The 23,314-nt window shown below is 44.7% G+C and carries 24 protein-coding genes and 1 other annotated feature; all 24 genes read left to right on the top strand.

Going from position 1 to position 23,314, the window contains the following annotated elements:
* Positions 1–39: 39 nt before the first annotated feature.
* The 24 genes from bshC to L7D49_RS19830 all read left to right on the top strand — a co-directional run bounded on the left by bshC (position 40) and on the right by L7D49_RS19830 (position 23,018).
* On the top strand, positions 40–1,656 hold the full coding sequence (gene bshC / locus L7D49_RS19945; RefSeq protein ID WP_238084261.1) for a bacillithiol biosynthesis cysteine-adding enzyme BshC: 1,617 nt from the start codon (positions 40–42) through the stop codon (positions 1,654–1,656).
* A gap of 395 nt (positions 1,657–2,051) precedes the next feature.
* Positions 2,052–2,483, top strand: coding sequence for a division/cell wall cluster transcriptional repressor MraZ (gene mraZ / locus L7D49_RS19940; RefSeq protein WP_238084259.1), 432 nt, complete (start codon positions 2,052–2,054; stop codon positions 2,481–2,483).
* A 53-nt stretch (positions 2,484–2,536) separates the two neighbouring features.
* On the top strand, positions 2,537–3,469 hold the full coding sequence (rsmH, locus tag L7D49_RS19935; RefSeq protein WP_238084372.1) for a 16S rRNA (cytosine(1402)-N(4))-methyltransferase RsmH: 933 nt from the start codon (positions 2,537–2,539) through the stop codon (positions 3,467–3,469).
* 14 nt (positions 3,470–3,483) lie between these two features.
* Positions 3,484–3,855, top strand: a complete 372-nt coding sequence (ftsL, locus tag L7D49_RS19930; protein WP_238084257.1) for a cell division protein FtsL — start codon at positions 3,484–3,486, stop codon at positions 3,853–3,855.
* 35 nt (positions 3,856–3,890) lie between these two features.
* Complete coding sequence (locus L7D49_RS19925) at positions 3,891–6,074, top strand: penicillin-binding protein (protein ID WP_238084255.1); 2,184 nt, start codon at positions 3,891–3,893, stop codon at positions 6,072–6,074.
* A gap of 57 nt (positions 6,075–6,131) precedes the next feature.
* Entirely contained in the window at positions 6,132–8,045 is a 1,914-nt protein-coding gene (locus tag L7D49_RS19920; protein ID WP_238084370.1) for a penicillin-binding transpeptidase domain-containing protein, read from the top strand.
* A 159-nt stretch (positions 8,046–8,204) separates the two neighbouring features.
* Positions 8,205–9,182: a phospho-N-acetylmuramoyl-pentapeptide-transferase gene (gene mraY / locus L7D49_RS19915; protein WP_238084252.1), complete on the top strand. Its 978-nt coding sequence runs from the start codon at positions 8,205–8,207 to the stop codon at positions 9,180–9,182.
* A complete protein-coding gene (gene murD / locus L7D49_RS19910) occupies positions 9,179–10,528 on the top strand; it encodes a UDP-N-acetylmuramoyl-L-alanine--D-glutamate ligase (RefSeq protein WP_238084250.1) in 1,350 nt (449 codons plus the stop codon). Before mraY ends, murD begins: the two co-directional genes overlap by 4 nt.
* Positions 10,529–10,558: 30 nt before the next feature.
* Positions 10,559–11,653: a putative lipid II flippase FtsW gene (gene ftsW, locus L7D49_RS19905; protein WP_238084248.1), complete on the top strand. Its 1,095-nt coding sequence runs from the start codon at positions 10,559–10,561 to the stop codon at positions 11,651–11,653.
* 12 nt (positions 11,654–11,665) lie between these two features.
* Positions 11,666–12,448 (top strand): cell division protein FtsQ/DivIB, encoded by a 783-nt coding sequence (locus L7D49_RS19900; RefSeq protein ID WP_238084246.1) that lies wholly within the window; start codon positions 11,666–11,668, stop codon positions 12,446–12,448.
* The gene (locus L7D49_RS19895; protein WP_238084243.1) at positions 12,429–13,151 is read left to right on the top strand and encodes a DUF881 domain-containing protein; all 723 of its coding nucleotides are present in this window, start codon (positions 12,429–12,431) and stop codon (positions 13,149–13,151) included. Before L7D49_RS19900 ends, L7D49_RS19895 begins: the two co-directional genes overlap by 20 nt.
* A gap of 30 nt (positions 13,152–13,181) precedes the next feature.
* Positions 13,182–13,901 (top strand): DUF881 domain-containing protein, encoded by a 720-nt coding sequence (locus tag L7D49_RS19890; protein WP_238084240.1) that lies wholly within the window; start codon positions 13,182–13,184, stop codon positions 13,899–13,901.
* Between the two features lie 2 nt (positions 13,902–13,903).
* Positions 13,904–14,275, top strand: coding sequence for a small basic family protein (locus L7D49_RS19885; protein WP_238084239.1), 372 nt, complete (start codon positions 13,904–13,906; stop codon positions 14,273–14,275).
* A 95-nt stretch (positions 14,276–14,370) separates the two neighbouring features.
* A complete protein-coding gene (gene ftsA, locus L7D49_RS19880; protein WP_238084236.1) occupies positions 14,371–15,657 on the top strand; it encodes a cell division protein FtsA in 1,287 nt (428 codons plus the stop codon).
* A 43-nt stretch (positions 15,658–15,700) separates the two neighbouring features.
* Positions 15,701–16,870, top strand: a complete 1,170-nt coding sequence (gene ftsZ, locus L7D49_RS19875; RefSeq protein WP_238084234.1) for a cell division protein FtsZ — start codon at positions 15,701–15,703, stop codon at positions 16,868–16,870.
* Between the two features lie 190 nt (positions 16,871–17,060).
* Positions 17,061–17,915 (top strand): sigma-E processing peptidase SpoIIGA, encoded by an 855-nt coding sequence (locus tag L7D49_RS19870; protein ID WP_238084232.1) that lies wholly within the window; start codon positions 17,061–17,063, stop codon positions 17,913–17,915.
* Positions 17,905–18,615 carry an RNA polymerase sporulation sigma factor SigE gene (sigE, locus tag L7D49_RS19865; protein ID WP_184206871.1) on the top strand — a complete coding sequence of 237 codons (711 nt, stop codon included), beginning with the start codon at positions 17,905–17,907 and terminating at the stop codon, positions 18,613–18,615. The genes L7D49_RS19870 and sigE overlap by 11 nt, the downstream gene beginning before the upstream one ends.
* A 97-nt stretch (positions 18,616–18,712) precedes the next feature.
* The gene (gene sigG / locus L7D49_RS19860; protein ID WP_418895913.1) at positions 18,713–19,495 is read left to right on the top strand and encodes an RNA polymerase sporulation sigma factor SigG; all 783 of its coding nucleotides are present in this window, start codon (positions 18,713–18,715) and stop codon (positions 19,493–19,495) included.
* Between the two features lie 316 nt (positions 19,496–19,811).
* The gene (locus L7D49_RS19855) at positions 19,812–20,057 is read left to right on the top strand and encodes a PRC-barrel domain-containing protein (protein WP_238084228.1); all 246 of its coding nucleotides are present in this window, start codon (positions 19,812–19,814) and stop codon (positions 20,055–20,057) included.
* Positions 20,058–20,127: 70 nt separating this feature from the next.
* Positions 20,128–20,814 carry a YggS family pyridoxal phosphate-dependent enzyme gene (locus L7D49_RS19850; RefSeq protein WP_238084227.1) on the top strand — a complete coding sequence of 229 codons (687 nt, stop codon included), beginning with the start codon at positions 20,128–20,130 and terminating at the stop codon, positions 20,812–20,814.
* A 2-nt stretch (positions 20,815–20,816) separates the two neighbouring features.
* Positions 20,817–21,260 (top strand): cell division protein SepF, encoded by a 444-nt coding sequence (locus tag L7D49_RS19845; RefSeq protein WP_238084225.1) that lies wholly within the window; start codon positions 20,817–20,819, stop codon positions 21,258–21,260.
* A 26-nt stretch (positions 21,261–21,286) separates the two neighbouring features.
* A complete protein-coding gene (locus L7D49_RS19840) occupies positions 21,287–21,574 on the top strand; it encodes a YggT family protein (protein WP_238084222.1) in 288 nt (95 codons plus the stop codon).
* 71 nt (positions 21,575–21,645) lie between these two features.
* Entirely contained in the window at positions 21,646–22,422 is a 777-nt protein-coding gene (locus L7D49_RS19835; RefSeq protein ID WP_238084219.1) for a YlmH family RNA-binding protein, read from the top strand.
* A gap of 89 nt (positions 22,423–22,511) precedes the next feature.
* Positions 22,512–23,018, top strand: coding sequence for a DivIVA domain-containing protein (locus tag L7D49_RS19830; protein ID WP_238084216.1), 507 nt, complete (start codon positions 22,512–22,514; stop codon positions 23,016–23,018).
* A gap of 51 nt (positions 23,019–23,069) precedes the next feature.
* Positions 23,070–23,283 (top strand) — a binding site (T-box leader).
* Positions 23,284–23,314: the final 31 nt, after the last annotated feature.

The following is a 23,314-nucleotide window of genomic DNA, read 5'->3' as shown; positions in this document are numbered from 1 at the left end:
TTATACTCTGTGCATACGAAGAAAAAAGGGGCATGAATGATGGAACTTGAAACACAGTCACTGCCGATTACAAATAAAGTAATCGAGGCGTATTATCATGATCAGCAATTCATACATACATTTTTTGATTACGAACTGAATGAGGCATCTTTCCGAGACCGTGCGCAGGAGTTGACAGAGAGGACATTCAAAAGGAATGAACTTTCCGAGGTGATCCGTTCCTTTATGGGACCGTTTGGCATTTCAGAACAGGCGGACCTCCATCTCCGTGAACTGGCATCCGATGCACTCGCTGTTGTGGGCGGCCAGCAAGCGGGAATATTGACGGGTCCGCTTTATTCTGTCCATAAGGCGATTACCGTCATTCTGCTGGCTAAAAAGCAAAGAGAACAACTGGGAATCCCTGTCGTTCCTGTATTTTGGATTGCAGGGGAAGATCATGATTTGAATGAAATTAATCATGTCTACACACATAGCCGGGGCCAGGCGGTAAAACAGCAATATGAGGAAAAGTTTATTTTTAAATGGATGGCTTCAGATGCCGAATATGATAAAGAGTCGATGAGGCAGTACGTTCAAAGTATCTTTTCCAAGTACGGAGAGGCTAAGTATACGAAGCCATTATTGGCGGAAGTGCTTTCGGCAGTTGAGTCGGAATCCACCTTTACTACCTTCTTCGTCCGGCTTATGAATGGAATGTTCAAAGAAGAAGGCTTGTTATTCATCGATTCGGCTTTTGAAGGACTGCGGAAATTGGAATCCGATTATTTTATCCGGTTGATTGAAGAGTCCGAGCAGCTGGCAGAATTGATAGTTCAACAAGAATCGATGTTTTCCGAAGCTGGTTTGGGCCAGCCCATTTTTGCTGAAAAGGATGCCGCCAATCTTTTTTATATTCATGAAACAGGGCGTATTCTTCTCACAAGAGATGAGGGTGATTTTGTCAATCGCCAGACCGGTGTCCGTTTCACAAAAGAGGAACTGGTAGTCATTGCGAAAGAGAAGCCGGAATTGCTAAGCAATAATGTTGCGACAAGACCCATCATGCAAGATCTTGTTTTTCCGGTCCTATCGTTTGTCGGCGGGCCAGGGGAGCTATCTTATTGGGCATTATTAAAAGAGGCATTCCACCATATGGGGATCCGAATGCCGCTGTTTGTGCCAAGAATTTCAATGACACTTGTTTCCCCACAAGCTGCCAAAGCGATGATAAAAACCTCCCTTTCATTTGATGATGTAGTGGGTGGACGTCTCCAGCCAGCTTATGAGGACTATCTTTCCTCCTTGCAAAACGAACGGCTGGACAGCGTATTAAATGAAACGGAAGCATTGCTCGAAAAGCAATACGAGGAAATGTCGCTGACGTTAGATGCAGAAGATGAAGGCATGAAGCAAATCCTGCTAAAAAACATAACGTTCCATAAAAAACAGTTGGACTTTGTCAGAAGAAAATCACAAGAGTCAATCCTTTTGAAGGACGACCAGGCATTGCGCCAATATCTCATCCTGGAAGGCGAACTGTATCCAGGCGGCTCCCTGCAGGAAAGGGTGTACACTCCGTATATGTTTATGAACAATTACGGACCGTCTTTAATACAAGATCTTCTTAACATGCCGTTTGAACTCGATGGAAAACATTATCTTGTCTATTTATAAGAAATTAATTTGGGATTGACTGCTGAGTATGTAACAATAACAGGTGTGGCAACTACAATTCCTCGCTGAGCAGTTAATTAAACTCGAAAAAGCCGCTTTCGTTTTGTGTAGGTGGCTCTGAAAAGCGATCGCCTTGAATATGTATCGATTTTTTATGAAATACGCATTATTCATGTGCAAAAAAATAATTAGACTTTGACTATGTCCTGACCTCTTGGTAATTGCCAAGAGGTTTTTTATGTTCATTTATGAAAATTGTCTTCCCGACATTGTTGATTTATGTAAAAATCTCAATGAAACAAGTACTATTGACACATTTTCATAGGAAAGAGGATTATGGGTGGAGGAATGTGGAGGGATGTGGTACATTAAATTCATATAGTGGGGTGAAGAGTATGTTCATGGGTGAATATCAACATACTGTCGATACAAAAGGTCGGCTGATTGTCCCGTCTAAGTTCAGGGAACATTTGGCGGATGGTTTTGTGTTGACCCGTGGATTGGATAATTGCCTCTTCGGTTACCCTATGGATGAATGGAAGCGACTGGAGGAGAAGTTGAAAGCGTTGCCCGTTACGAAAAAAGATGCTCGTGCATTCGCAAGATTTTTCTTCTCAGGTGCCACTGAAGTCGAAATAGACAAGCAGGGCCGGGTCAATATTCCATCTTCCTTGCTCAACTATTCAAAGATTGAAAAAGATTGTGTTGTCATCGGGGTTTCCAGCCGGATTGAAATCTGGTCAAAATCACTTTGGGATTCCTATTACGATGAATCTGAACAGTCATTTAATGAAATAGCGGAAAACATTATCGACTTTGACTTTTAACTTTGTCGATTATGGAAGCGCTATTGAACACACACAGAAAGAGGGCGGTTTCGATTTTTAACCATGTTACAGTTTTGCTTCATGAAGCCGTCGAAGGCTTACATATAAGAGAAGATGGTATTTATGTGGACTGCACACTTGGCGGTGCCGGCCACAGTTTAGAAATTGTGAAAAGGCTGTCACCTAAAGGCAGGCTGATCTGCTTCGATCAGGATACAACGGCGATTGAGGCGGCCAAGGTGACGCTCAAAGATTATTTGGACAGGGTTACATTCATCCGTTCAAACTTCCGATATCTTAAACAGGAATTAGAAGGCATTGGTGTCACTGAGGTAGATGGTGTGTTGTACGATTTAGGCGTGTCGTCTCCACAGCTGGATACGCCTGAGAGAGGGTTCAGCTATAATCATGAAGCGCAATTGGATATGCGCATGGATATGGATGCTGACTTAACTGCCTATGACGTCGTAAATGAATGGCCTTTTGAAGAGCTGGTCCGTATTTTTTATCGCTATGGAGAAGAAAAATTCGCAAAGAATATTGCGCGTAAAATCGAAGAAGCGCGCAGTAAACAGCCGATTCAAACGACATCTGATCTGGTTGAGCTTATTAAAGCTGGCATACCTGCCGCTGCTCGCAGAACAGGTGGACACCCAGCCAAACGGGTATTTCAAGCGATTCGGATTGCGGTCAATGATGAGCTGGGTGCAGCAGAAGATTCGATTTCCGATGCAATCGGGCTTTTGAGAAAAGGCGGCCGTATTTGTGTCATTACCTTCCATTCATTGGAGGACCGTCTATGCAAAACGATTTTTAAGGAAGCTTCCTCCTTACCGGAACTTCCACCAAATTTGCCGGTCATCCCGGAAGGAATGGAACCGATACTCAAACTAGTATCACGAAAGCCGATCCTTCCAAGCGAAGAAGAAATAGAGGAAAATAAGCGTTCGAGATCTGCGAAACTGAGAATTGCAGAAAAATTGTAAAGGGGGAATAACTGATGGGATTGGCCCAAAAGAAGTTGCAGACATATAGCAATCCGGCAATTGAGACGACGAAATCGCCGATTCAACAACCTTCACAGCGTCCTTCAAGAAAACTTTTTTCTAAAGGTGAAAAATTTCTCTTTATGGTGTTCGGCGCCGTTGTCATCGCTTTTTCCGTAATGATTTTGCACACGCAAGCGCAAATCAATGATACCAATAAGGAAGTGCAGCTCATTAACAAACAAATTGAAGAAACTACAAAACAGAATACAGAGTTGTCCTTCCAAGTAAGTGAGAAATCTACATACGAAGTCATTTGGGAGAAAGCGAAAGCGCTCGGCTTGGACCTTAACGAAAAGAACGTGAAGGTAGTGTCTGGACAATGAAGAAGATATTTCGATTTCAATGGGGAGCCTTTCTGATGTTTGTAGTTTTTGGGGGGCTCTTTTTTCTATTAATGGTCCGATTTTTATCCATTCAGATTACCGGACAAGCCGAAGGGCGGCCGCTCGCCGCAATGGCCGCTTCTAAATATGCGAGAGAAAACGTATTAAGGGCGCAGCGCGGCGAAATCGTTGATCGCAACGGTGAACTGATTGCATCGGATACGATAAGCTACCGGCTGTTTGCTGTCATCAGCGACAAAGCGACTCCAAACGGATCCAAGACGCTCTATCATGTCGTGGATTATGACAAAACGGCAGAGGTATTGAGCCAATATATTGCCATGCCGAAACAAGAGATTTTGCAGAAGCTGGAAAGTGCAGCGAATAAGGAAAAAGTGCCTTGGCAAATCGAATTCGGTAAGGCCGGGAACGGCATCAATCACGAAACGATGGAAAAAATTAGAAAAGCGATAAAGAGAGAAGGCCTTACCGGAATTAACTTCATGGAAGAGAAAAAGCGGCTTTATCCAAATGGAAATTTCGCTTCTTACCTAATCGGTTTCGCTATGCGTGAAGAGCAAAAAGATGGCTCTTATAAGACTGTAGGAAAGATGGGGCTGGAAAAGACGTACGATAAGGAATTGACAGGCACTGATGGGAAAGTCGATTTCCAGTCGGACGTATGGGGTTTTATCCTCCCGAAAAGCGAGAAAATCATTACCTCGCCACAAGACGGAAATGAAATTCATTTGACGCTTGATAAAACAATCCAAAATTTTGTTGAAGATGCCATGTCACGGGTGGAAAAGGAGTATTCGCCGAAAAAAATGCTTGTTATTGTGGCGAATCCAAAAACCGGTGAAATCTATGCAATGAGCCAGCGGCCGTCCTTCCATCCGGGTACAAGAGAAGGGTTGACGGAAAACTGGTTGAATGAGGCAGTGGAAACGACAGTCGAACCAGGTTCCACAATGAAAATGTTTACACTTGCCGCCGCGATTGAAGAAAACAAATGGGATCCAGCAGCTAAATATAACTCTGGACAATATACGATTTACGATCGTACAATTCGAGACCATAATCGTGTGGGCTGGGGAAGCATCACATTTTTAGAAGGGTTCCAGCGTTCTTCAAACGTGTCTATGGCCTACTTGCTAGAGCGTTTAGGAGATCGTAAGTTCATAGAGTACTTAGAGAAGTTCGGCTTTGGAGAAAGGGTAGGAATAGATCTGCCGCACGAAGCAGCGGGGCATATTTTGGACAGCTATCCATCTGAACGATTGACAACATCATACGGACAGGGCTCCACAGTGACACCGATTCAAATGATTCAAGCTGCAACCGCCATAGCGAATGACGGTGTGATGATGAAGCCATATGTCATTGACGAGATCATTAACCCAAATACAGGTGACACAGTTCAAAATCACAAGTCGGAAGAAAAGGGACGTCCGATCTCAAAAGAGACAGCGAAAAAAGTACGGGACATTTTGGCGTCCACTGTTACGTCAGAAGTCGGAACGGGACGGAAGTTCGCAATTCCTGGGTACGATGTCGGCGGAAAGACAGGAACTGCAGAAATACCTGATTCCCGAGGTAAATACTTGTCAGGCGATGGAAATTACTTGTATTCATTCCTAGGGATGGCACCGATTGATGATCCGCAGCTCGTCACTTATGTTTACGTCCAACAGCCTCAATTAAAGCCGGGTGAAATTGGATCGGATCCGGTATCAAAAGTATTCAAGCCGGTTATGGAGAGCAGTTTGAAGTATTTGAATATCGTACCTGAAAATGTTGAGAAGACTGAGACCTTCAAGCTGGGTGATTATGCAGGGAAAGATTCGGCAACAGTCATTGAGGGATTGAAGGAAAAAGGAATCCGGCCGGTGCTCATCGGCGAAGGCGGAGAAATTGCTTCGCAATATCCGAGTGAAGGGACGAAGCTGACAAAGGATTCATTAGTGCTTTTGAAAACAGCTGGAAAAACAGAGCTACCTGATTTCACTGGCTGGTCAAAAAAGATGGTTCTGTCCTTTAAACAGCAATCCGGACTCGATATTCGGTTAAATGGGGACGGTTTCGTCATGGAACAAAGTTTGTCGCCCGGCACGGTTGTGAACACCAATGAACCATTGGTTATTATTTTACAGCCTCCAAAAGAGCAGTACGAACAGCAGGAAACAGAAGACGAAGAAGAACAGATTATCGGTGGTTGACGAATAGGAGCGTCCACACATTCATAGGTTGTTATAAAAAACGGAAGGTGTGGAGTCCTGCGAAAAGCCATTACCATTCAATCGAAAAAGAGAATCCGCGCTGTATTCGTCCTCTTTCTCATTGCATTGCTGCTAGTTGTCGGAAAGCTGTTTCATGTACAAATTATTAAGCACGAATGGTTGAAAGAAAGAGCGGAAGCGAATTGGGACAGGGAAATACCCTTTGGTGCCGTTCGGGGGAATATTAATGATCGCAATGGCAAGATGATTGTGGGAAATCAATTGGCCCCTACCTTGTATTTTATGCCATCCCAAAACAAGGACATTGAAAAGAGTGCAGCCCTTCTGGCCCCGATTTTAGGAGCTGATAAAGAAAAATTACTTGAAAAAATGTCGAAAAAGGGATACATGAACAAATTGGCGCCTGAAGGCAAGAACATTACGAAGGAACAAGCAGATGAAATTGCCAAGCTTCAAATAGAAGGGCTGTATACAGGCGTAGATTTTATCCGTACGTACCCATATAAAGATTTACTGGCCCGTCTGATCGGGTTTACTGGCTACGATGGTGATGGCCTTGCAGGAATTGAATTTGCATATGATGAATTTCTTAAAGGTACAGGAGATGTCATCCGGATGTATACGGATGCAAGGACAATCCCGCTCCCTCATGTAGATGACGGGTTCCAAACAGGGAAAAACGGTGCTACAGTTGAACTGACTATTGATTTGGAAATGCAGCAGATCGTGGAACGGGAATTAATGCAGGCGATGGAAAAGTATGATGCGGCGCAAGCGCTCGGCATCGTTATGAATCCGAAAACTGGTGAAATTTTATCGCTGGCCTCTTTTCCGACTTTTGATCCCGCCAATTACCAAGAAGCTGATCAATCGATTTACAACCGAAATCTGCCGGTTTGGATGACATTTGAACCGGGCTCGACATTTAAAATTGTTACGCTGGCTGCCGGATTGGAAGAGAAGGTCATCGATCTACATAATGATCACTTTAATGATCCGGGCTTTTCCATGGTAGCAAATGCGAAATTACGATGTTGGAAGCGTTCCGGTCATGGACATCAGTCCTTTTTGGAGGTTGTGGAAAATTCATGCAACCCCGGTTTCATTGAAATCGGTCAGCGCCTTGGAAGTGAAAGACTGGATAAATATATTCGAGATTTCGGTTTCGGTGAATCCACTAATTCAGGAATAGCGGGCGAAGCGAAGGGAATCCTATTTTCCAAAGAAGCCTTCGGTCCTGTTGAACAAGCGACCACTGCGTTTGGCCAAGGGATATCAGTTACACCAATCCAGCAGGTGCAAGCTGTTTCAGCAGCCATCAATGGGGGTAATCTTTATAAGCCTTATATCGTAAAAGAGATAAAGGACGAGAAAGGGAACACGATTCAGTCATTTGAGCCGGAATTAAAAAGAAGAGTCATAAGCGAGGAGACATCAGCACAGGTGCGGGAAGCATTGGAGTCTGTAGTCGCAAACGGTTCTGGCCGGAACGCCTTTACAGATGGTTTGCGGGTCGGTGGAAAGACAGGGACTGCCCAGAAAGTCGTCGACGGCACATATAAAGATGGAGACTATATCGTTTCCTTTATTGGTTTTGCACCAGCGGATGATCCGGAGCTGCTCGTCTATGTCGCAGTGGACAGTCCTCAGAACTCGATTCAGTTCGGCGGTGTCATCGCGGCTCCCATTGTGGGACGAATCATTGAGGAAATCGCACCTTTGGCTGGCATAACAAAAAGAGAGGGTCAGCTGGAGAAAGAATACAGATGGGGTGACCCACTTACGCATCGTGTTCCAGATCTTACAGGCATGACGAAAGGAATGATTGCGAGACAGCTGCATACGTACCGGATTGAGTGGCATGGGGATGGCGAAGAAGTGAAGTATCAGCTGCCTGCTGCAGACACTTTGATGCAAGTGGATGATGTCATCCATTTGTATACGGAATGAGTTAAGAATATCTGTGTCTTGCTAGGAAGTCCTCATCGATCGTATGGAAAAAAGAGTGGGGACTTCCAAGTATAAGTGGTAAAAAATTATAGCGCGATATCAATATTTACTTTAAGATGATAGAAGATCTTGTTTCAAAACAATTAAGGAGAACTTACTATGACACTCGTCACTACTTTATCGGCAATCGCCGTTACATTTGTATTGACAGCAATCATTGGTATTGCTGTCATACCAATACTTCGAAAGTTGAAATTTGGCCAGAGTATAAGGGAAGAAGGCCCGGAAGCTCATCAAAAGAAGGCAGGTACGCCGACGATGGGCGGCCTTATTTTCCTGATTTCGATCATCATTTCAATGTTCGTTTTATCATACATATATGAAGATGTGTTGACTACTCAGACGATTGTCTTGATGCTTGTGCTGGCCGGTTTCGGGATTATCGGATTTTTAGATGACTTCATCATTGTCGTCATGAAGCGGAATCTGGGCTTGACATCGATCCAGAAATTGATCGGCCAAATCATTATTGCCATTGCAGCTTTCTTCCTGTTGAAAATGGGGCCGTTCGATACGACATTGCAGATCCCTTTCACTGATATTAAACTCGAGATGGGCGTATTTTACGTCGCGTTTCTCGTCTTTTGGCTCGTAGGTTTTTCTAACGCAGTCAATTTATCAGATGGTTTAGACGGTCTCGTCGCTGGTACATCCACGATCGCATTTGCTGCTTTTGGTGTGCATGGGTTGTTTTATGAACAATACGATATTGCGATGTTTGCTTTTGTCGTTTCGGGAGCGATGCTCGGCTTTTTGTTGTTCAACATGAAACCGGCGAAAGTATTCATGGGAGATACCGGATCTCTCGCACTGGGAGGGGCGCTGGCTATGTTGTCTGTTCTCGTTAAACAGGAACTGCTCCTTCTATTGATTGGCCTTGTCTATGTCATTGAGACATTGTCCGTAATGATTCAGGTGGCAAGCTTTAAATTGACTGGCAAACGTGTGTTTAAAATGAGCCCGATTCATCACCATTTTGAATTGTCCGGCTGGTCGGAATGGAAAATTGTCGTTGTGTTCTGGGGAGTTGCTTTACTCTCGGCCTTATTGCCAGTCATGTTGGAGGTGTTATCATGAAAAATCCCGATCAATTTTCAGGAATGAAAGTTCTCGTGCTTGGACTTGCAAAAAGTGGATTCGCTGCCGCCAATATGCTTCATGAAGCGGGCGCAGAGATTGTAGTCAACGATGCATCTCCTGAAGAGGGGAATCAAGAAGCGCACCTCTTGAAAGAAAAAGGAATTGAAGTCATATGTGGAGGACATCCGCCTGAAATCCTGGAGTTCGGCTTTGACCTCGTTGTGAAAAACCCGGGCATCCCTTATTCAAACATAGTTATTGAAAAAGCGATTCAAAAGGGGATTCCGGTCTGGACAGAAGTGGAACTCGCTTACCGGATTAGCGAAGCCCCCGTTATAGCCGTAACAGGTTCGAATGGTAAAACGACGACTACCACACTTCTTTTCCATATCTTAAATATTGGCGGAAAGAAACCGCTGATAGCTGGAAATATCGGAACGGTTGCTACTTCTGTCGCGCAGGAAGCACATTCTGATCAGTTGATTGTCATGGAAGTTTCCTCCTTTCAATTGGCTGGAACAGAGATGTTTAAGCCGCATATTGCCATTTGGACGAATTTATACGATGCCCATTTGGACTATCATGGCTCGCCCGAGGCTTATGCACAGGCGAAAGCGAATATTACAAAGAACCAAACTGCCGAGGATTATTTAATTTATAATGCGGATCAGCCTGAGCTGTTGGAACATAGGAAAGACAGTCATGCTACGATGGTGCCATTCTCGCTTTCAGGGCGAACAGAAAGCGGCATCTCTGCAGATGAACAATTTATTTATTGGAAAGGCGAGCCTTATGCGGAGCGCGCCATGATCAAACTGCCGGGCAGGCATAATCTTGAAAACATACTGGCAGCAACTGCTGCAGCTATTTTGATGGATTGCGATAAGGAAACGGTTGAGGATGTTTTGAGCTCATTTACAGGCGTCCGCCATCGTATGCAATTTGTGAAAGAAATAAAAGGCCGCAAGTTTTATAACGATTCCAAGGCAACCAATACTCTGGCTACAAAGAGCGCGCTCTCTTCATTTGAATTGCCAACGATCTTAATTGCGGGCGGGTTAGACCGGGGCCATAGCTTTGAGGAATTACGGCCTCATATGACGCATGTCAAATCCGTCATCGCAGTAGGGGAGACGGCAGAGCGTTTTAATGAGTTTGCCTCCTCCTGTGGTATCTCGCAAATTACTGCAGCTGGCACGATGGATGATGCGATCCAGCAAGCGTACGGGCAATCGGAGCCAGGAGACGTAATTTTGCTTTCTCCCGCCTGCGCAAGCTGGGATCAATATAAAAACTTTGAACAGCGGGGGGATGCGTTCATAGAAGCGGTCATGAAGCTGTAGAGCGGCTTTTCTTATTTTAAAAACGGAAGGATGCGTTCACTGGAGCAGAAACTGAAAGCGGCGTTTGTCATTTCGGCAGTGGCGCTGTCGTTCATCGGGCTTATTTTTGTCCATTCGGCAGGTTCTTACTGGGGAAAAATCCATTATGCCGATTCGTCACCGTTCATTGTCAAACAAGGAATCTATATGGCAATATCATTCGGGGTTGCCTACCTGATGATGAAAAGTCCTCTTCTGTCGAACTCGACATTTTGGACCTATTTCTACTACATTGCGATTATTTTGCTAGCTGCAGTGCTGATTCCTGGCATTGGTGCGGTTCGGAACGGATCGCAAAGCTGGATTGCTCTCGGACCTTTTAGCATACAGCCGGCGGAGTTTGTGAAGGTGGCGCTCATTGGCAAGCTGGCTTGCAGCATGAGAAAGCCGAGCGGAAAAAATCCTTTTGAAATCAAGCACTTTGTTCTCATTTTGCTGCCAGCCGCTCTGATTATGATGCAACCTGATTTAGGCTCAGCCGTCATCATGATTGTATCTGCGTTCGTCATCTTGTTCATTGCTGGCTATCCATTAACGTTTTTTGGGCTGCTAGGTGTCGGCGGAGTAGGTGCATTTATTGTCCTGATCGCTTCTGCCGCCTATCGGATGGATCGGATTAAATCTTATATTGATCCTTGGAGCGATCCGTTAGGAAAAGGATTTCAGGGCATTCAATCCTTATTTGCCATCGCGCCTGGCGGGTTGTTTGGGCATGGCTTCGGGAATAGCCGTCAAAAGTATTTATACTTGCCTGAACCTCAAAATGACTTCATCTTCTCCATCATCGCAGAGGAGACCGGGTTCATCGGAGCAACAACGTTATTAATCCTGTTTGGAGTCTTGTTGTTTTCGGCATTCGGCATTGCCATACGAACAAAAACGTTCCATGCGTTTCTCATTACATCCGGGATGGCATCAATGATCATTTTTCAAACCTTTTTAAACACCGGTGTCGTGTCAGGACTATTACCAGTCACAGGAGTTACATTGCCTTTCATCAGTTATGGAGGATCCTCTCTTTTGACAACTTGGATGGCAGTCGGTACCATTTTGCATTTTGCATTCTATCGGGAACAAAGTAGATAAGGAGGGGACAATATGGACAAAGTCATAGATATTCAAGACAGAATACCATCCATGCGTGAAAAACGCCGAAGAAAAACGAATAAAAAGTTCATCTTCATATTGGCTGTGTTCTGTATTGCCCTTCTATTCCTGCTTTATTTCCAATCGCCACTAAGTAAAATCGGCACCGTTCATGTGAAAGGCGCTGAGTTGCAGGACGAGAACTTCTATATACAGGAAAGTGGGATTGAAACAAATGGCTCCTTGTGGGGATTTAAAATGGATGAGGCTGAGCATTCACTAAGAAAGCTGGAAGGCGTAAAACAAGCAAAAGTTTCGAGGAAGTGGTTCCATGATGTTGAGATTTCAATCACAGAATGGAAAACTGTCGCGTATTTAGAAAAGAAAGGCCAGTACAGCATTTTGCTGGAGAATGGGAAGGCGTTTCATGCCGGGACGGTGAAGCCGGATGTTCCCATTTTGTCAAACGTGGATGACGTAGAACTAGCAAAAAGAATTATTAAACAAATGTTGAAAATGGACAAGAATGTCTCGCAGTTGATTTCAGAGATCATTTATGCGGGAGATGAGGTCGATCCGGACAGTCTGGTAATTTATATGGACGATGGATATGAAGTACATGCGGAGATCCCATCGCTGGCAGAGAAGATGGATTATTATCCAGAAATTACTGCGCAGTTATCAGGCTATGAAAAAGGTATAATCGATATGGAAGTCGGCACCTTCTTCACTCCGTTTAGCGAAGCGTATGGGACTGGAAAGGAAGGTGAGGTGGATGAAGAAGAAACCGAATGACGATAAGCGGAAAGGGGGACGGCACATTCTGTTTCCGTTAGTCTTTCTTGTTCTAGGATTCATTTTCGCTTTTTCTTACCGGATGTTGGGCAATCAGCACGATGAGGAGTCTTATCAATACCCTTCCCTCATGCAGGAGGAACGATACCGGGAAGAACTGATCGAGCAGCAGGAAAGGAACAAAGAGCTGGCTGACGAAATAGCTTCCAAGCAAGAGGTGATCCGGAAGGCAGAACAATCTTTTTCTGAAAAGGAGAAGGATCATGAAGGGCTTGTAGAAGAAGCACAAGACTTGCGGCTTCTGCTTGGCGCCATACCGTCTACTGGATCTGGCGTAAAAGTTACATTGAAAGATGCTGACTACAATCCGGTTGAACAGAATCCGAATGATTACATTGTTCATGAATCCCATATTTTGCGAGTCATTAATGAGTTGCGGATATCAGGAGCCCAAGGGCTGGCGATCAATGGTCAACGGATCACTTCCAATTCGTCTATTAAGTGTACAGGCCCCGTCATTACGATTGACGGAAGAACATTTCCTGCGCCATTCGTCATCGAGGCTGTAGGGGATTCAGATGTCCTCTCCTCGGCATTAAGTTTGAAAGGCGGCGTACTGGACGGACTGGCAAGGGAAAACATCGTTGTAACACTGGAACAGCTGAAAGATATTCGGTTGCCTGCACTGCGGAATGAAAGATAAGAAAAATGGCTGAAGGGGGGACGGTAACAATTGAAGAGATCGATCGGTTGGAAATTTTCAGTCGTCCTGCTCATCATCGGCTTTATGGTGTCCATCCAATATAATACGGTCAAACATCCTGAGGAACGTGATACAAGGGATATATGGGCAATCCGCCAAGAATTGGCGGAGGAGAAGAAGACGCACTCCGAACTGTTGAAAGAAATCCGTGAGTTGGACAAGACGATTGCGTCCTATCAGTCGATGACGGAAAAGAATACGGGACAAGCATTGGCGGATACGGTGGATAAACTGCGTCAGCAAGCAGGTGAGACAGATTTACAGGGACCCGGGCTCATTATAGAGGTTAAGCCTTCTCCCGAAAGCATCGCGTATGGAATGCCAATCACGAGCATTTCATCAGACTTGCTCAACCGTTTTGTCAACGACTTGAACCGATTCAAAGGCCATGATCTTGAAATTGACGGGAAACGGTATACCATACTGAGTTCCATACGGGACATCAATGGCATGACGGCCGTTAATGGTCTGGATGTCGCTACTCCGCCTTTCAAAATAAAGATTGTGACACAAACAAAACAGGATTGCGAAAAGCTCTATAATTATCTGCTGGCTTCATCCATCCATGATGACTTTTACTTGGAAAACCTGATCATGGAAATTAGTGAGCCGCAGGAAGAGGTAGCAATCCGCGGATGGCCAGAAAAATTTGAAAATCTGTATTTAGAAGAACTTCCGAAAGGGGAATGACAATGTGGTTGCCGTTATTAGGACTGTTGCTCGGAATATCGCTTGGTCTTCTATCAGATATTCAGATACCGCAAATTTATGCAAACTATTTATCCATAGCGGTATTGGCTGCATTGGATACACTTTTCGGCGGCATCCGGGCACATCTCCAACATATTTATGATGACAAAGTGTTTATTTCCGGATTTTTCTTTAACATCGCGTTAGCAGCCGCGCTTGCCTTCCTTGGCGTGCATTTGGGCGTTGATCTGTATCTGGCTGCGGTATTTGCATTTGGAGTCAGATTGTTCCAAAATATAGCGGTTATTCGTAGGATCCTTCTGACCAAATGGACGGATCGGGGGAAGGTTTCTGAGGCGAATGATTTGAAATGAAAGGATTTGGGTTGCCGATGGCGAAAATATTTAGACAATACGACTATAATACAATAGAATGGAATGTAAGAGTTGTTATGGGAGGTGCCATGTAATTGAGTCAATCTACTATCTATGTATCACTTGATATAGGATCTTCTTCCGTCAAAGTACTGATCGGGGAAGTCAATGGCGGATCCCTGCATGTTATCGGCGTGGGCAACGTCCAATCCGCTGGCATACGGAAAGGGACGATCATTGACATTGACGCGACTGTGCAGTCAATCCGTAAAGCGGTTGACCAAGCAGAACGTATGACCGGTATGCAAATCCGGGATGTGATCCTTGGAATTCCTGCGAATGGCGTTATTTTGCAAGACGTCAAGGGAGTCGTCGCAGTCAATTCCGAAAACCGTGAAATTACGGATGATGACTTAGGTCGCGTCATTACATCCGCGCAAGTGATGTCTGTCCCGCCGGAACGAGAAATTGTCAATATTATTCCAAAGCAGTTTATTGTGGATGATTATGATGAAATAAAAGATCCGCGAGGCATGATTGGCGTCCGGCTTGAAATGGACGGTACGTTAATTACAACATCAAAAACATTGGTGCATAATATTTTGCGCTGCGTGGAACGTGCAGGCCTGACGATTCGAGAAATCTATTTGCAGCCGCTTGCGGCAGGCACCTTTGCATTAACGGATGATGAAAAAAATCACGGTACCGCTTTTATCGATATCGGTGGCGGTTCAACAACAATTTCAATCTTTAGGGACAACCGTTTAATTACAACATCGGTTCTTCCGGTCGGTGGAGACCATCTCACAAAAGATTTATCAATTATTTTGAAAACACCGACAGAACAAGCAAGAAAGATCAAACATCAATATGGACATGCCTTCTATGATGATGCGTCCGATGATGAGCTGTTTGAAGTACCGGTCATTGGAGCGGATTCCAAAGATCAGTATAGTCAAAGATACATATCGGAGATCATTGGGGTCCGGCTTGAAGAGCTATTTGACCTTGTGCTCGAAGAGTTTTATCAAATGGGCATCCGTGATCTGCCGGGTGGCGTCGTCTTGACTGGCGGCACAACAAAGCTGGAGGGCATCTTACAGCTGGCCCGCCACGTTTTGAAAACTAGGGTTAGAATTCATACGCCAGAGTACATCGGTGTTCGTGAACCGATGTATGCAACGGCGGTGGGTCTCATCCGATATGCTTACATGGAAGATGCTTACTTCGGAGTATCCCCATCCTCTCCTGCAACTGTGGTGGATGAAGGAATTGAACGAGGACAAGTCAATGTGAAGAAACAAGCAAATGACCGTCCGAGAGAGAAGAAATCATCATTGATAAGCAAAACGAAAAAATTCTTTGATGGATTTTTCGAGTGACTGCGAAATTTTACTTTGTTAAGAGAACTAGGAGGAGAGACGGATGCTAGATTTTGATACAAATATCGACTCGCTTGCTGTCATTAAAGTGATTGGCGTAGGCGGAGGCGGAAACAATGCGGTAAACCGGATGATTGAGCATGGAGTGCAAGGCGTGGAATTTATTGCGGTCAATACTGATGCGCAAGCGCTTAAGCTATCACACGCAAGCGTTAAACTTCAAATTGGGGCAAAACTCACGAGAGGTCTTGGTGCAGGGGCCAATCCTGAAGTTGGTAAGAAAGCAGCAGAAGAGAGCAAGGAACAGATTGAGGAAGCTCTGCGCGGCGCTGATATGGTGTTCGTTACAGCTGGCATGGGCGGCGGAACAGGCACAGGTGCCGCACCGGTTATCGCCCAGGTGGCAAAAGATCTTGGTGCATTGACTGTCGGTGTCGTGACTCGTCCTTTCACTTTCGAAGGAAGGAAACGCTCGACTCAAGCAATCGGCGGAATTTCAGCGATGAAAGAATCGGTCGATACACTTATTGTCATTCCAAATGACAAATTGCTCGAAATCGTCGATAAAAATACACCGATGCTGGAAGCGTTCCGTGAGGCGGACAACGTACTTCGACAAGGTGTACAAGGTATTTCCGACTTGATCGCCACGCCAGGTCTGATCAACTTGGACTTCGCGGATGTCAAGACAATCATGTCCAATAAAGGCTCTGCTTTAATGGGTATCGGTATGTCGACTGGCGAAAATCGTGCGGCGGAAGCGGCGAAAAAAGCCATTTCCAGCCCATTGCTTGAAACATCCATTGATGGGGCAAAAGGCGTCATCATGAATATTACAGGTGGCTCCAACCTAAGCTTGTTTGAAGTGCAGGAAGCTGCGGATATCGTAGCGTCTGCATCGGATGAAGATGTTAATATGATTTTCGGTTCGGTCATCAATGACGATTTGAAAGACGAAATCATTGTTACAGTCATTGCCACTGGCTTTAATGAGGAACAACTTACACAAGTGCGTTCCAACCGAGGTGGAGGTTTTAGCAGCACTCGTCAACGGGAAGCGCAGCCTGCCCAGCAAGCCGCTCCTGCAAGACGGGAAGAACCGCTTCAGCACCACACGCAATCCGAACCGCAGCGGCAACCGCAGCAAACGAATCAGCATGAGGATGCGCTCGATATTCCGACGTTCTTGCGGAACCGCCAGCGCAGACAATAAAATCAATAAGAAAGGACTTCCAGCTATTTCGGCTGGGAGTCCTTTTTTGTCTGTAACTAGGTGAAACGAAAGAGGCTGAACCAGGCATCTGTAATATGTGGCCTGTCGAATAATCGAAGAAAATAAATTCCCATTCCGACAAACATTTCATGGACCAAGTGTTATCCTAACCATCAAGGGAGGGTGGTTCATGTATGGTGAGCTGATCATCGCGATTAATATGGTTTTTAATTTTGCCGTGCTTTCTTTTGCGAACAAGACAGGAAACCTGCAGGCCGCCCGTGGACGACTTTGGTTCGCCTCCTTTGCAGGTGCCTTACCCGTCACATTATTTTCATCCTCTTTCATCAGCATGATTATCTCGTTTCTGCTCATGACATTTTTTGCTTTTGGGAAAGCCTTGGCCGTATGGCGGAAAGCGGTAGGAATTGTCTTAGTGGGTGCCTTGTTTTCCGGTGGCCTGCTGACCGTTTATTCCGCACAGTCCTTTCCGCTGCCGGCTTACCTTTCTGTCTTTCTTAGTGCACTCATTGCTTTCATTTCATTATCAATCTTTAAAGGAAAATGGCTGGATGTGCGTGTGGCTAAGCAGATGGATGACTTTGCTTGCATGTCAACTCTGCGAATATGGAAACAAGACATTCGGATGCAGGTGTTCATTGACACCGGCAATAGTTGTACAGAGCCGATGACAGGAGCGCCGGTGCATTTCGTTTCCTATCGGGCGGTAAAACAGATGATCCCAGAGGATTTAATTGGCCCGCTCGAACAATGGAACCCGAAAAAACTGGCTAATGTAAGTTCTTTTCCAGCTGAATATCAAAAAGGGATCCGGCTGATCCGCCTTACTACAGTACAAGGAGTAAGCTGGGCAATCGGATTTAAGTACGAGTGGTGGAGATTGGATGAGGGTGATCAATTGCAACCCGGTTATCTCGTGCTGACAAAAGAGGACAATCGTTATCCGGATGGGGCGGACGCAATATTACACGTTTCTGCTATGGAGTCCATATCAAAGGAAAGGGGAACTGCGCATGTGGTATAAGTTGAAGAGTTGGTTGTCGATCTTAACAAGTTTTTTCCGGAGAAAACGGGGCACCTTTTATATTGGGGGCCATGAATCACTTCCGAAGCCATTGACGAGGGAAGAAGAAGCGCAGACAATCCGTGCATTCATGGAAGGCGATATGGAAGCGAGAGATACATTAATTGAAAAGAATCTTCGACTAGTCGTCTATATTGCAAGACGTTTTGACAATACGAATACTCATATCGAGGATTTGATCAGTATCGGGACAATCGGGTTGATCAAAGCGATTGAGACATTCAAAAGCGACAAAAACATAAAATTGGCTACCTATGCTTCAAGATGCATTGAAAATGAGATTCTTATGCACTTGCGCAAAACGAACCGAACCAAATCAGAAATTTCCTTTGATGAGCCTCTGAATTCAGATGCAGACGGCAATGAATTGCTGTTATCTGATATTCTGGGTACGGATGAGCATATTATCATTGATGATGTCGAAAAAAAATTGGAAAGGCAGCATATGATTGAAGCGATCATGCTGCTCGATGAACGAGAGCGTTATATTATGGAATGCCGGTTTGGCCTGACGGGCCAGCTTGAAATGACGCAGAAGGAAGTGGCGGAGTTATTAGGCATTTCCCAGTCGTATATCTCCCGGCTTGAGAAGAAAATCATATCGGATTTACGTGATCGATTGAATCATCCGATTGCCTGATGGTTATAATTGGCGCTTCCCTTTTTCGCATATTCTGTAATTCGGAGGACAAACTATCCACTACAGTCATCTACAGAAAGCGGAGGAAAAGCGAATGATGCGTACTAGAGTGGAAATCTGCGGTATCGATACGTCCAACTTGCCATTACTGTCGAACGAAGTGATGAAAGAAACTTTTATTCGGCTTCAAAACGGTGACGAATCAGCTCGGGAAGAACTTGTCGTCGGAAACCTACGATTAGTACTAAGCCTCGTTCAACGCTTTGCATATCGCGGTGAACAGGCGGATGACCTATTCCAAGTCGGGTGCATCGGCTTGCTAAAATCGATTGATAACTTCGACTTGAAACATAACGTCCGGTTTTCAACATATGCAGTTCCGATGATCATCGGAGAAATCAAACGGCATTTGCGTGATCATCATGCAATCCGTGTTTCCCGATCCTTACGGGATATTGCCTACAAAGCGATCAAGGCAAAAGAGCAATATATTAACGAACACCAAAAAGAACCCCGGATATCGGACTTGGCTGAAGCGACCGGCATCCCGGAAGATGATATTTTATTTGCCTTAGATGCGATTCAAGATCCTATGTCACTTCATGAGCCGATGAACAGCGATGGTGGCGATCCGGTATTCATTATGGATCAGTTGCAGGACAAAACCGTATCGGAAGAACGATGGCTCACCTATGTAGCTGTGAAAGAAACAGTATCCGAGATGAGTGAAAGGCAGCAGCTGATACTTTCAAAACGGTTCTATCTGGGCCAGACCCAAACGGAGATTGCAAAGGAACTCGGCATTTCCCAAGCTCAAATCTCCCGTCTTGAGAAGAATGCAATCAAAATCATACGTGATGGCATGGAAAGTAAAAAATGAAAATGGCAAGTTGAAGGCGGTTGGATTCATTCCAATCGCCTTTTGGATGTTTTGTAGCAGAACGGGGAAACATGTGGCAGCTATGCTGTCGTTTAATTATGCGCAGTTTAGGAACTGTTATGCTCAATTGGTCTGCTCTCGACAGTAGACACAGATCTGTTTGTTGTTTTTCGTTACTCGGAAATCTTTTTTTACTCCTTAAAAATCACAATTAGCAGCTAGGTTATTTCTAAAAGGCTTCTTCTTCGATCTAGTGCTTGTCCTATTGCTTTTTTTGCCGGCTCCTTCATATCTTAGTAAGAAGGGAGGAGAGGCAATGAAATTTACAGATTTACAGAAGAAGGAAGTCATCGAAGTGAGAAGAGGATCATTTTTAGGATTTGTCCAAGACGCCACAATTGACATTAAAAGTGGCAAGGTTGATTCACTGCATGTAGGAGGTGCAGAGCGGTCGTTTTTTTCTGATTCAAAAATGAAAGATTTGAAACAGGTCAAGTATGCAGAAGTGGTGACGATCGGAAAAGATATCGTTTTAATTGGAAAGAAAAGTGAGAACGGATAAGCTAAACGTTGATATGTGCGTGTTTGCTTGATACAATAAAGCAAAGTAGAAGAAAAGTAGTGATAATTGTATGGACGCACTCAAGAGTCGAATTGATCATATTGAACAAGAAATCATAGCTGCTTGTGAAAGAAGCGGACGCCAGCCTTCTGACGTTACGGTTGTCGCGGTGACAAAGCAGGTTTCTGCTGAGAGGGCAAAGGAAGTTATCGCCGATGGGATTGTCCATTTAGGCGAAAATCGCGCTGAAGGGCTTCTAGGAAAGCGGCAAGCGATTACAGATCATGTCATCTGGCATTTCATCGGAAATGTGCAAAGCAGAAAAGTGAAGGATTTCATTAATGAAATTGATTATTTGCATTCCTTGGATCGCCTCGGATTGGCAAAAGAGATTCAGAAACGGGCAGATCAACCGGTCGACTGCTTCGTCCAGGTCAATGTTTCAGGAGAGGAAAGCAAATCCGGTTTAACTCCTGATGAGGTCGGTACATTTTTAGAAGATCTTGCTGTGTACGATAAAATCCGTGTTGTCGGCTTAATGACAATGGCGCCTTTTACGGAGGATACGGATTTCATTCGCCAGGTTTTCCGTTCGCTACGGGAGCTGCGTGATGAAATGGCAGCAAAGCAGCTGGATCATGCTCCATGCCAGTTGCTGTCCATGGGCATGTCGAATGACTATACAATTGCAATTGAAGAAGGCGCGACTCATGTCAGAATCGGAACCGCGTTAGTCGGGACAGAGAGTGAGGGATAACAGTGAGCATGAAGAAAAGATTCGAGAAATGGTTCTATTTAGAGGACGAAGAGGAATTTGAGCAAGAACGTTCCGTCCAAGTGCAGCAACCAGTGCAGGAACCTCCTAAACGTGTGAATACTAGAAAGCAGACTGCAAACGAACCTCAGCCGACTGGCAATATTGTGAGCTTGCAAAGCATCCAAAAATCCTCAAAAGTTATTTTGGTGGAGCCGCGGGTGTATGCGGAAGCGCAGGATATTTCCGAGCACTTGAAGAACAAGCGTGCTGTCGTTGTCAATCTGCAACGGATCGAAAGAGATCAGGGAGTCCGCATTGTCGATTTCCTAAGCGGAACCGTCTACGCACTTGGAGGCGACATCCAAAGGATCGGCACGGATATCTTCTTATGCGTCCCAGAAAACGTCGAAGTAGCCGGCTCCATAACCGATTATTTTGAACGATAGAAATTAAATGAGGTGTGACAGTCATAATGGCCGTGTTACTATATAAACTATTTCAACTAATTATGTATGGTATTAATATTTACAGTATTCTACTTGTGATCTATATTTTAATGTCATGGGTACCTGCTTCCAGGGAAACAAAGATTGGGATCTTACTTGGGAAAATCGCTGAACCGTATTTAGGGTTTTTCCGTAAATTCATTCCGCCCTTTGGCATGATCGATTTTTCCCCTTTGGTTGCGCTGTTCGCGCTAAACCTTATCGGAAGAGGCCTAGCGCAGGTCTTCATGATCATAATAAATTCTCTCCTCTAAGGGATAAAGCTGTACAGTCCTCACAATTGGGTGAGGATTTTTCTATATAGAGAGCAAAAAGGAGTTTCGACATGGATTCGATCATTCAGCATTTCAGAAAAGATGAACAGCCTTTCATCGAAATGGCGTCTGGCTGGGTTAATGAAGTAGAGAATACGTATTCTCCGAAGCTGACGGGATTTTTAGATCCAAGGCAGCGTTTTATATTGCAGACGATCTCACAAGGAGCCGGATTGCTCTCTTCTTCAGATGGAGGATTCCGAGAAGCGGAGAGGCAGCGTGTTCTTCTATATCCCGATTATTATGAGCCTGCACCAGAAGATTATCAGATTTCAGTCTTTGAAATTCATTACCCTTCCAAGTTTGTCCAATTGGAGCATCGTGATGTCTTAGGTTCATTAATGGCGCTTGGCATCGATCGGTCAAAGTTCGGCGATATTCTAATTGACAATGGACAGGCTCAGCTGGCTGTGGCAAACGAGATGAAGGATTACTTGAGAGCTAATTTTGATTCAGTCGGCCGCTCGAAAGTCAGGCTAGATTCTGTCGACACACCTGAAAAATTGTTAGCATCGACCGAACAATGGCTGGAAAGTTTGCATATCGTAAGTTCGCTTCGTTTAGATGTCATTGTGGCTTCCTTGCTGAATTGTGCAAGACAAAAAGCCTCTGCATTAATACACGGAGAAAAGGTAAAAGTCAATTGGACGACCCGTGATCAAACGTCTTTTGAAATCAATGAATTGGATATGATTTCGATCAGGGGGGCAGGCAGATTTAAAATTTTGACGATTGAAGGCAGGACAAAGAAAGACAAAATTCGTCTGAATATTGGTAAGTTAGAATGATTTTTCAGACAATCGAGCGAAAAACTACTGCTTTCTTTCCTGCCAGTATGTATAATAGAATAGAATACCTGAAAGGGGAGATCCACTAGATGGCACTGTCACCACTTGACATACATAATAAAGAATTCAGCCGCGGATTCCGCGGATATGATGAAGATGAAGTGAACGAGTTTCTGGAACAGATTATGAAAGACTATGAAAATGTCTTGGATGAGAATAAGAAATTGAAAAGTGACCTGAAAGAAACGAAGGAGCAGATTTCGCATTTCAACTCGATCGAAGAAACGCTCCAAAAATCAATCCTTATTGCCCAAGAGGCTGCTGAGGACGTGAGACGCAATTCGATGCAAGAATCCAAGTTGATTATTAAAGAAGCGGAAAAGAATGCAGACCGGATTGTTAACGAAGCACTTTCCAGAGCACGCCGGATCGCTCTGGAGATCGAAGATTTGAAAAAGCAGTCCAAAGTTTTCAGAAACCGTTTCAAAATGCTGATCGAAGCGCAGCTTGATTTAATCAAGACAGAGGATTGGGATCGCCTGATGGAATATGTTCCAGATACAGAAAAGCTCGAAGCGGCTGCTGATCAGGAATGAAAGCTTGACTTTTCTTTTCATTCACAACTATAATAATGTGCATATAATGAACGACAGGCATTGAAAGAGACAGTACTTTCCGATATTCACGCATAGCGAGCCGGGGTTGGTGGAAGCCCGGACGTAGATACGGAGACGAAAATCACTCTGGAGCCGGATTGAAGAAACGCAATCCCGGAACACCCCGTTACGGTGGCTGAGAGGCAGTGGGCAATCGTCCATTGCAACTAGGGTGGTAACGCGAGACTCATTCCTCGTCCCTTTATGGGGACGGGGATTTTTTTGTTTCTCGGGCT

Source organism: Sporosarcina cyprini, from assembly GCF_022048975.1.
Classification (GTDB): Bacteria; Bacillota; Bacilli; order Bacillales_A; family Planococcaceae; genus Sporosarcina; species Sporosarcina cyprini.
Note: the sequence above shows the minus strand (reverse complement) of the source record. Positions and strands in the feature narration are given on the sequence as shown.

Coding starts and splice junctions, on each gene's coding strand:
- L7D49_RS19855 (WP_238084228.1), top strand. CDS start 19,812: ATGAAATTTACAGATTTACAGAAGAAGGAAGTCATCGAAGTGAGAAGA.
- mraY (WP_238084252.1), top strand. CDS start 8,205: ATGACACTCGTCACTACTTTATCGGCAATCGCCGTTACATTTGTATTG.
- mraZ (WP_238084259.1), top strand. CDS start 2,052: ATGTTCATGGGTGAATATCAACATACTGTCGATACAAAAGGTCGGCTG.
- L7D49_RS19870 (WP_238084232.1), top strand. CDS start 17,061: ATGTATGGTGAGCTGATCATCGCGATTAATATGGTTTTTAATTTTGCC.
- murD (WP_238084250.1), top strand. CDS start 9,179: ATGAAAAATCCCGATCAATTTTCAGGAATGAAAGTTCTCGTGCTTGGA.
- L7D49_RS19830 (WP_238084216.1), top strand. CDS start 22,512: ATGGCACTGTCACCACTTGACATACATAATAAAGAATTCAGCCGCGGA.
- L7D49_RS19885 (WP_238084239.1), top strand. CDS start 13,904: ATGTGGTTGCCGTTATTAGGACTGTTGCTCGGAATATCGCTTGGTCTT.
- L7D49_RS19925 (WP_238084255.1), top strand. CDS start 3,891: ATGTTTGTAGTTTTTGGGGGGCTCTTTTTTCTATTAATGGTCCGATTT.
- ftsL (WP_238084257.1), top strand. CDS start 3,484: ATGGGATTGGCCCAAAAGAAGTTGCAGACATATAGCAATCCGGCAATT.
- L7D49_RS19835 (WP_238084219.1), top strand. CDS start 21,646: ATGGATTCGATCATTCAGCATTTCAGAAAAGATGAACAGCCTTTCATC.
- L7D49_RS19850 (WP_238084227.1), top strand. CDS start 20,128: ATGGACGCACTCAAGAGTCGAATTGATCATATTGAACAAGAAATCATA.
- bshC (WP_238084261.1), top strand. CDS start 40: ATGGAACTTGAAACACAGTCACTGCCGATTACAAATAAAGTAATCGAG.
- sigE (WP_184206871.1), top strand. CDS start 17,905: ATGTGGTATAAGTTGAAGAGTTGGTTGTCGATCTTAACAAGTTTTTTC.
- sigG (WP_418895913.1), top strand. CDS start 18,713: ATGCGTACTAGAGTGGAAATCTGCGGTATCGATACGTCCAACTTGCCA.
- L7D49_RS19900 (WP_238084246.1), top strand. CDS start 11,666: ATGGACAAAGTCATAGATATTCAAGACAGAATACCATCCATGCGTGAA.
- L7D49_RS19840 (WP_238084222.1), top strand. CDS start 21,287: ATGGCCGTGTTACTATATAAACTATTTCAACTAATTATGTATGGTATT.
- ftsZ (WP_238084234.1), top strand. CDS start 15,701: ATGCTAGATTTTGATACAAATATCGACTCGCTTGCTGTCATTAAAGTG.
- L7D49_RS19895 (WP_238084243.1), top strand. CDS start 12,429: ATGAAGAAGAAACCGAATGACGATAAGCGGAAAGGGGGACGGCACATT.
- ftsW (WP_238084248.1), top strand. CDS start 10,559: ATGCGTTCACTGGAGCAGAAACTGAAAGCGGCGTTTGTCATTTCGGCA.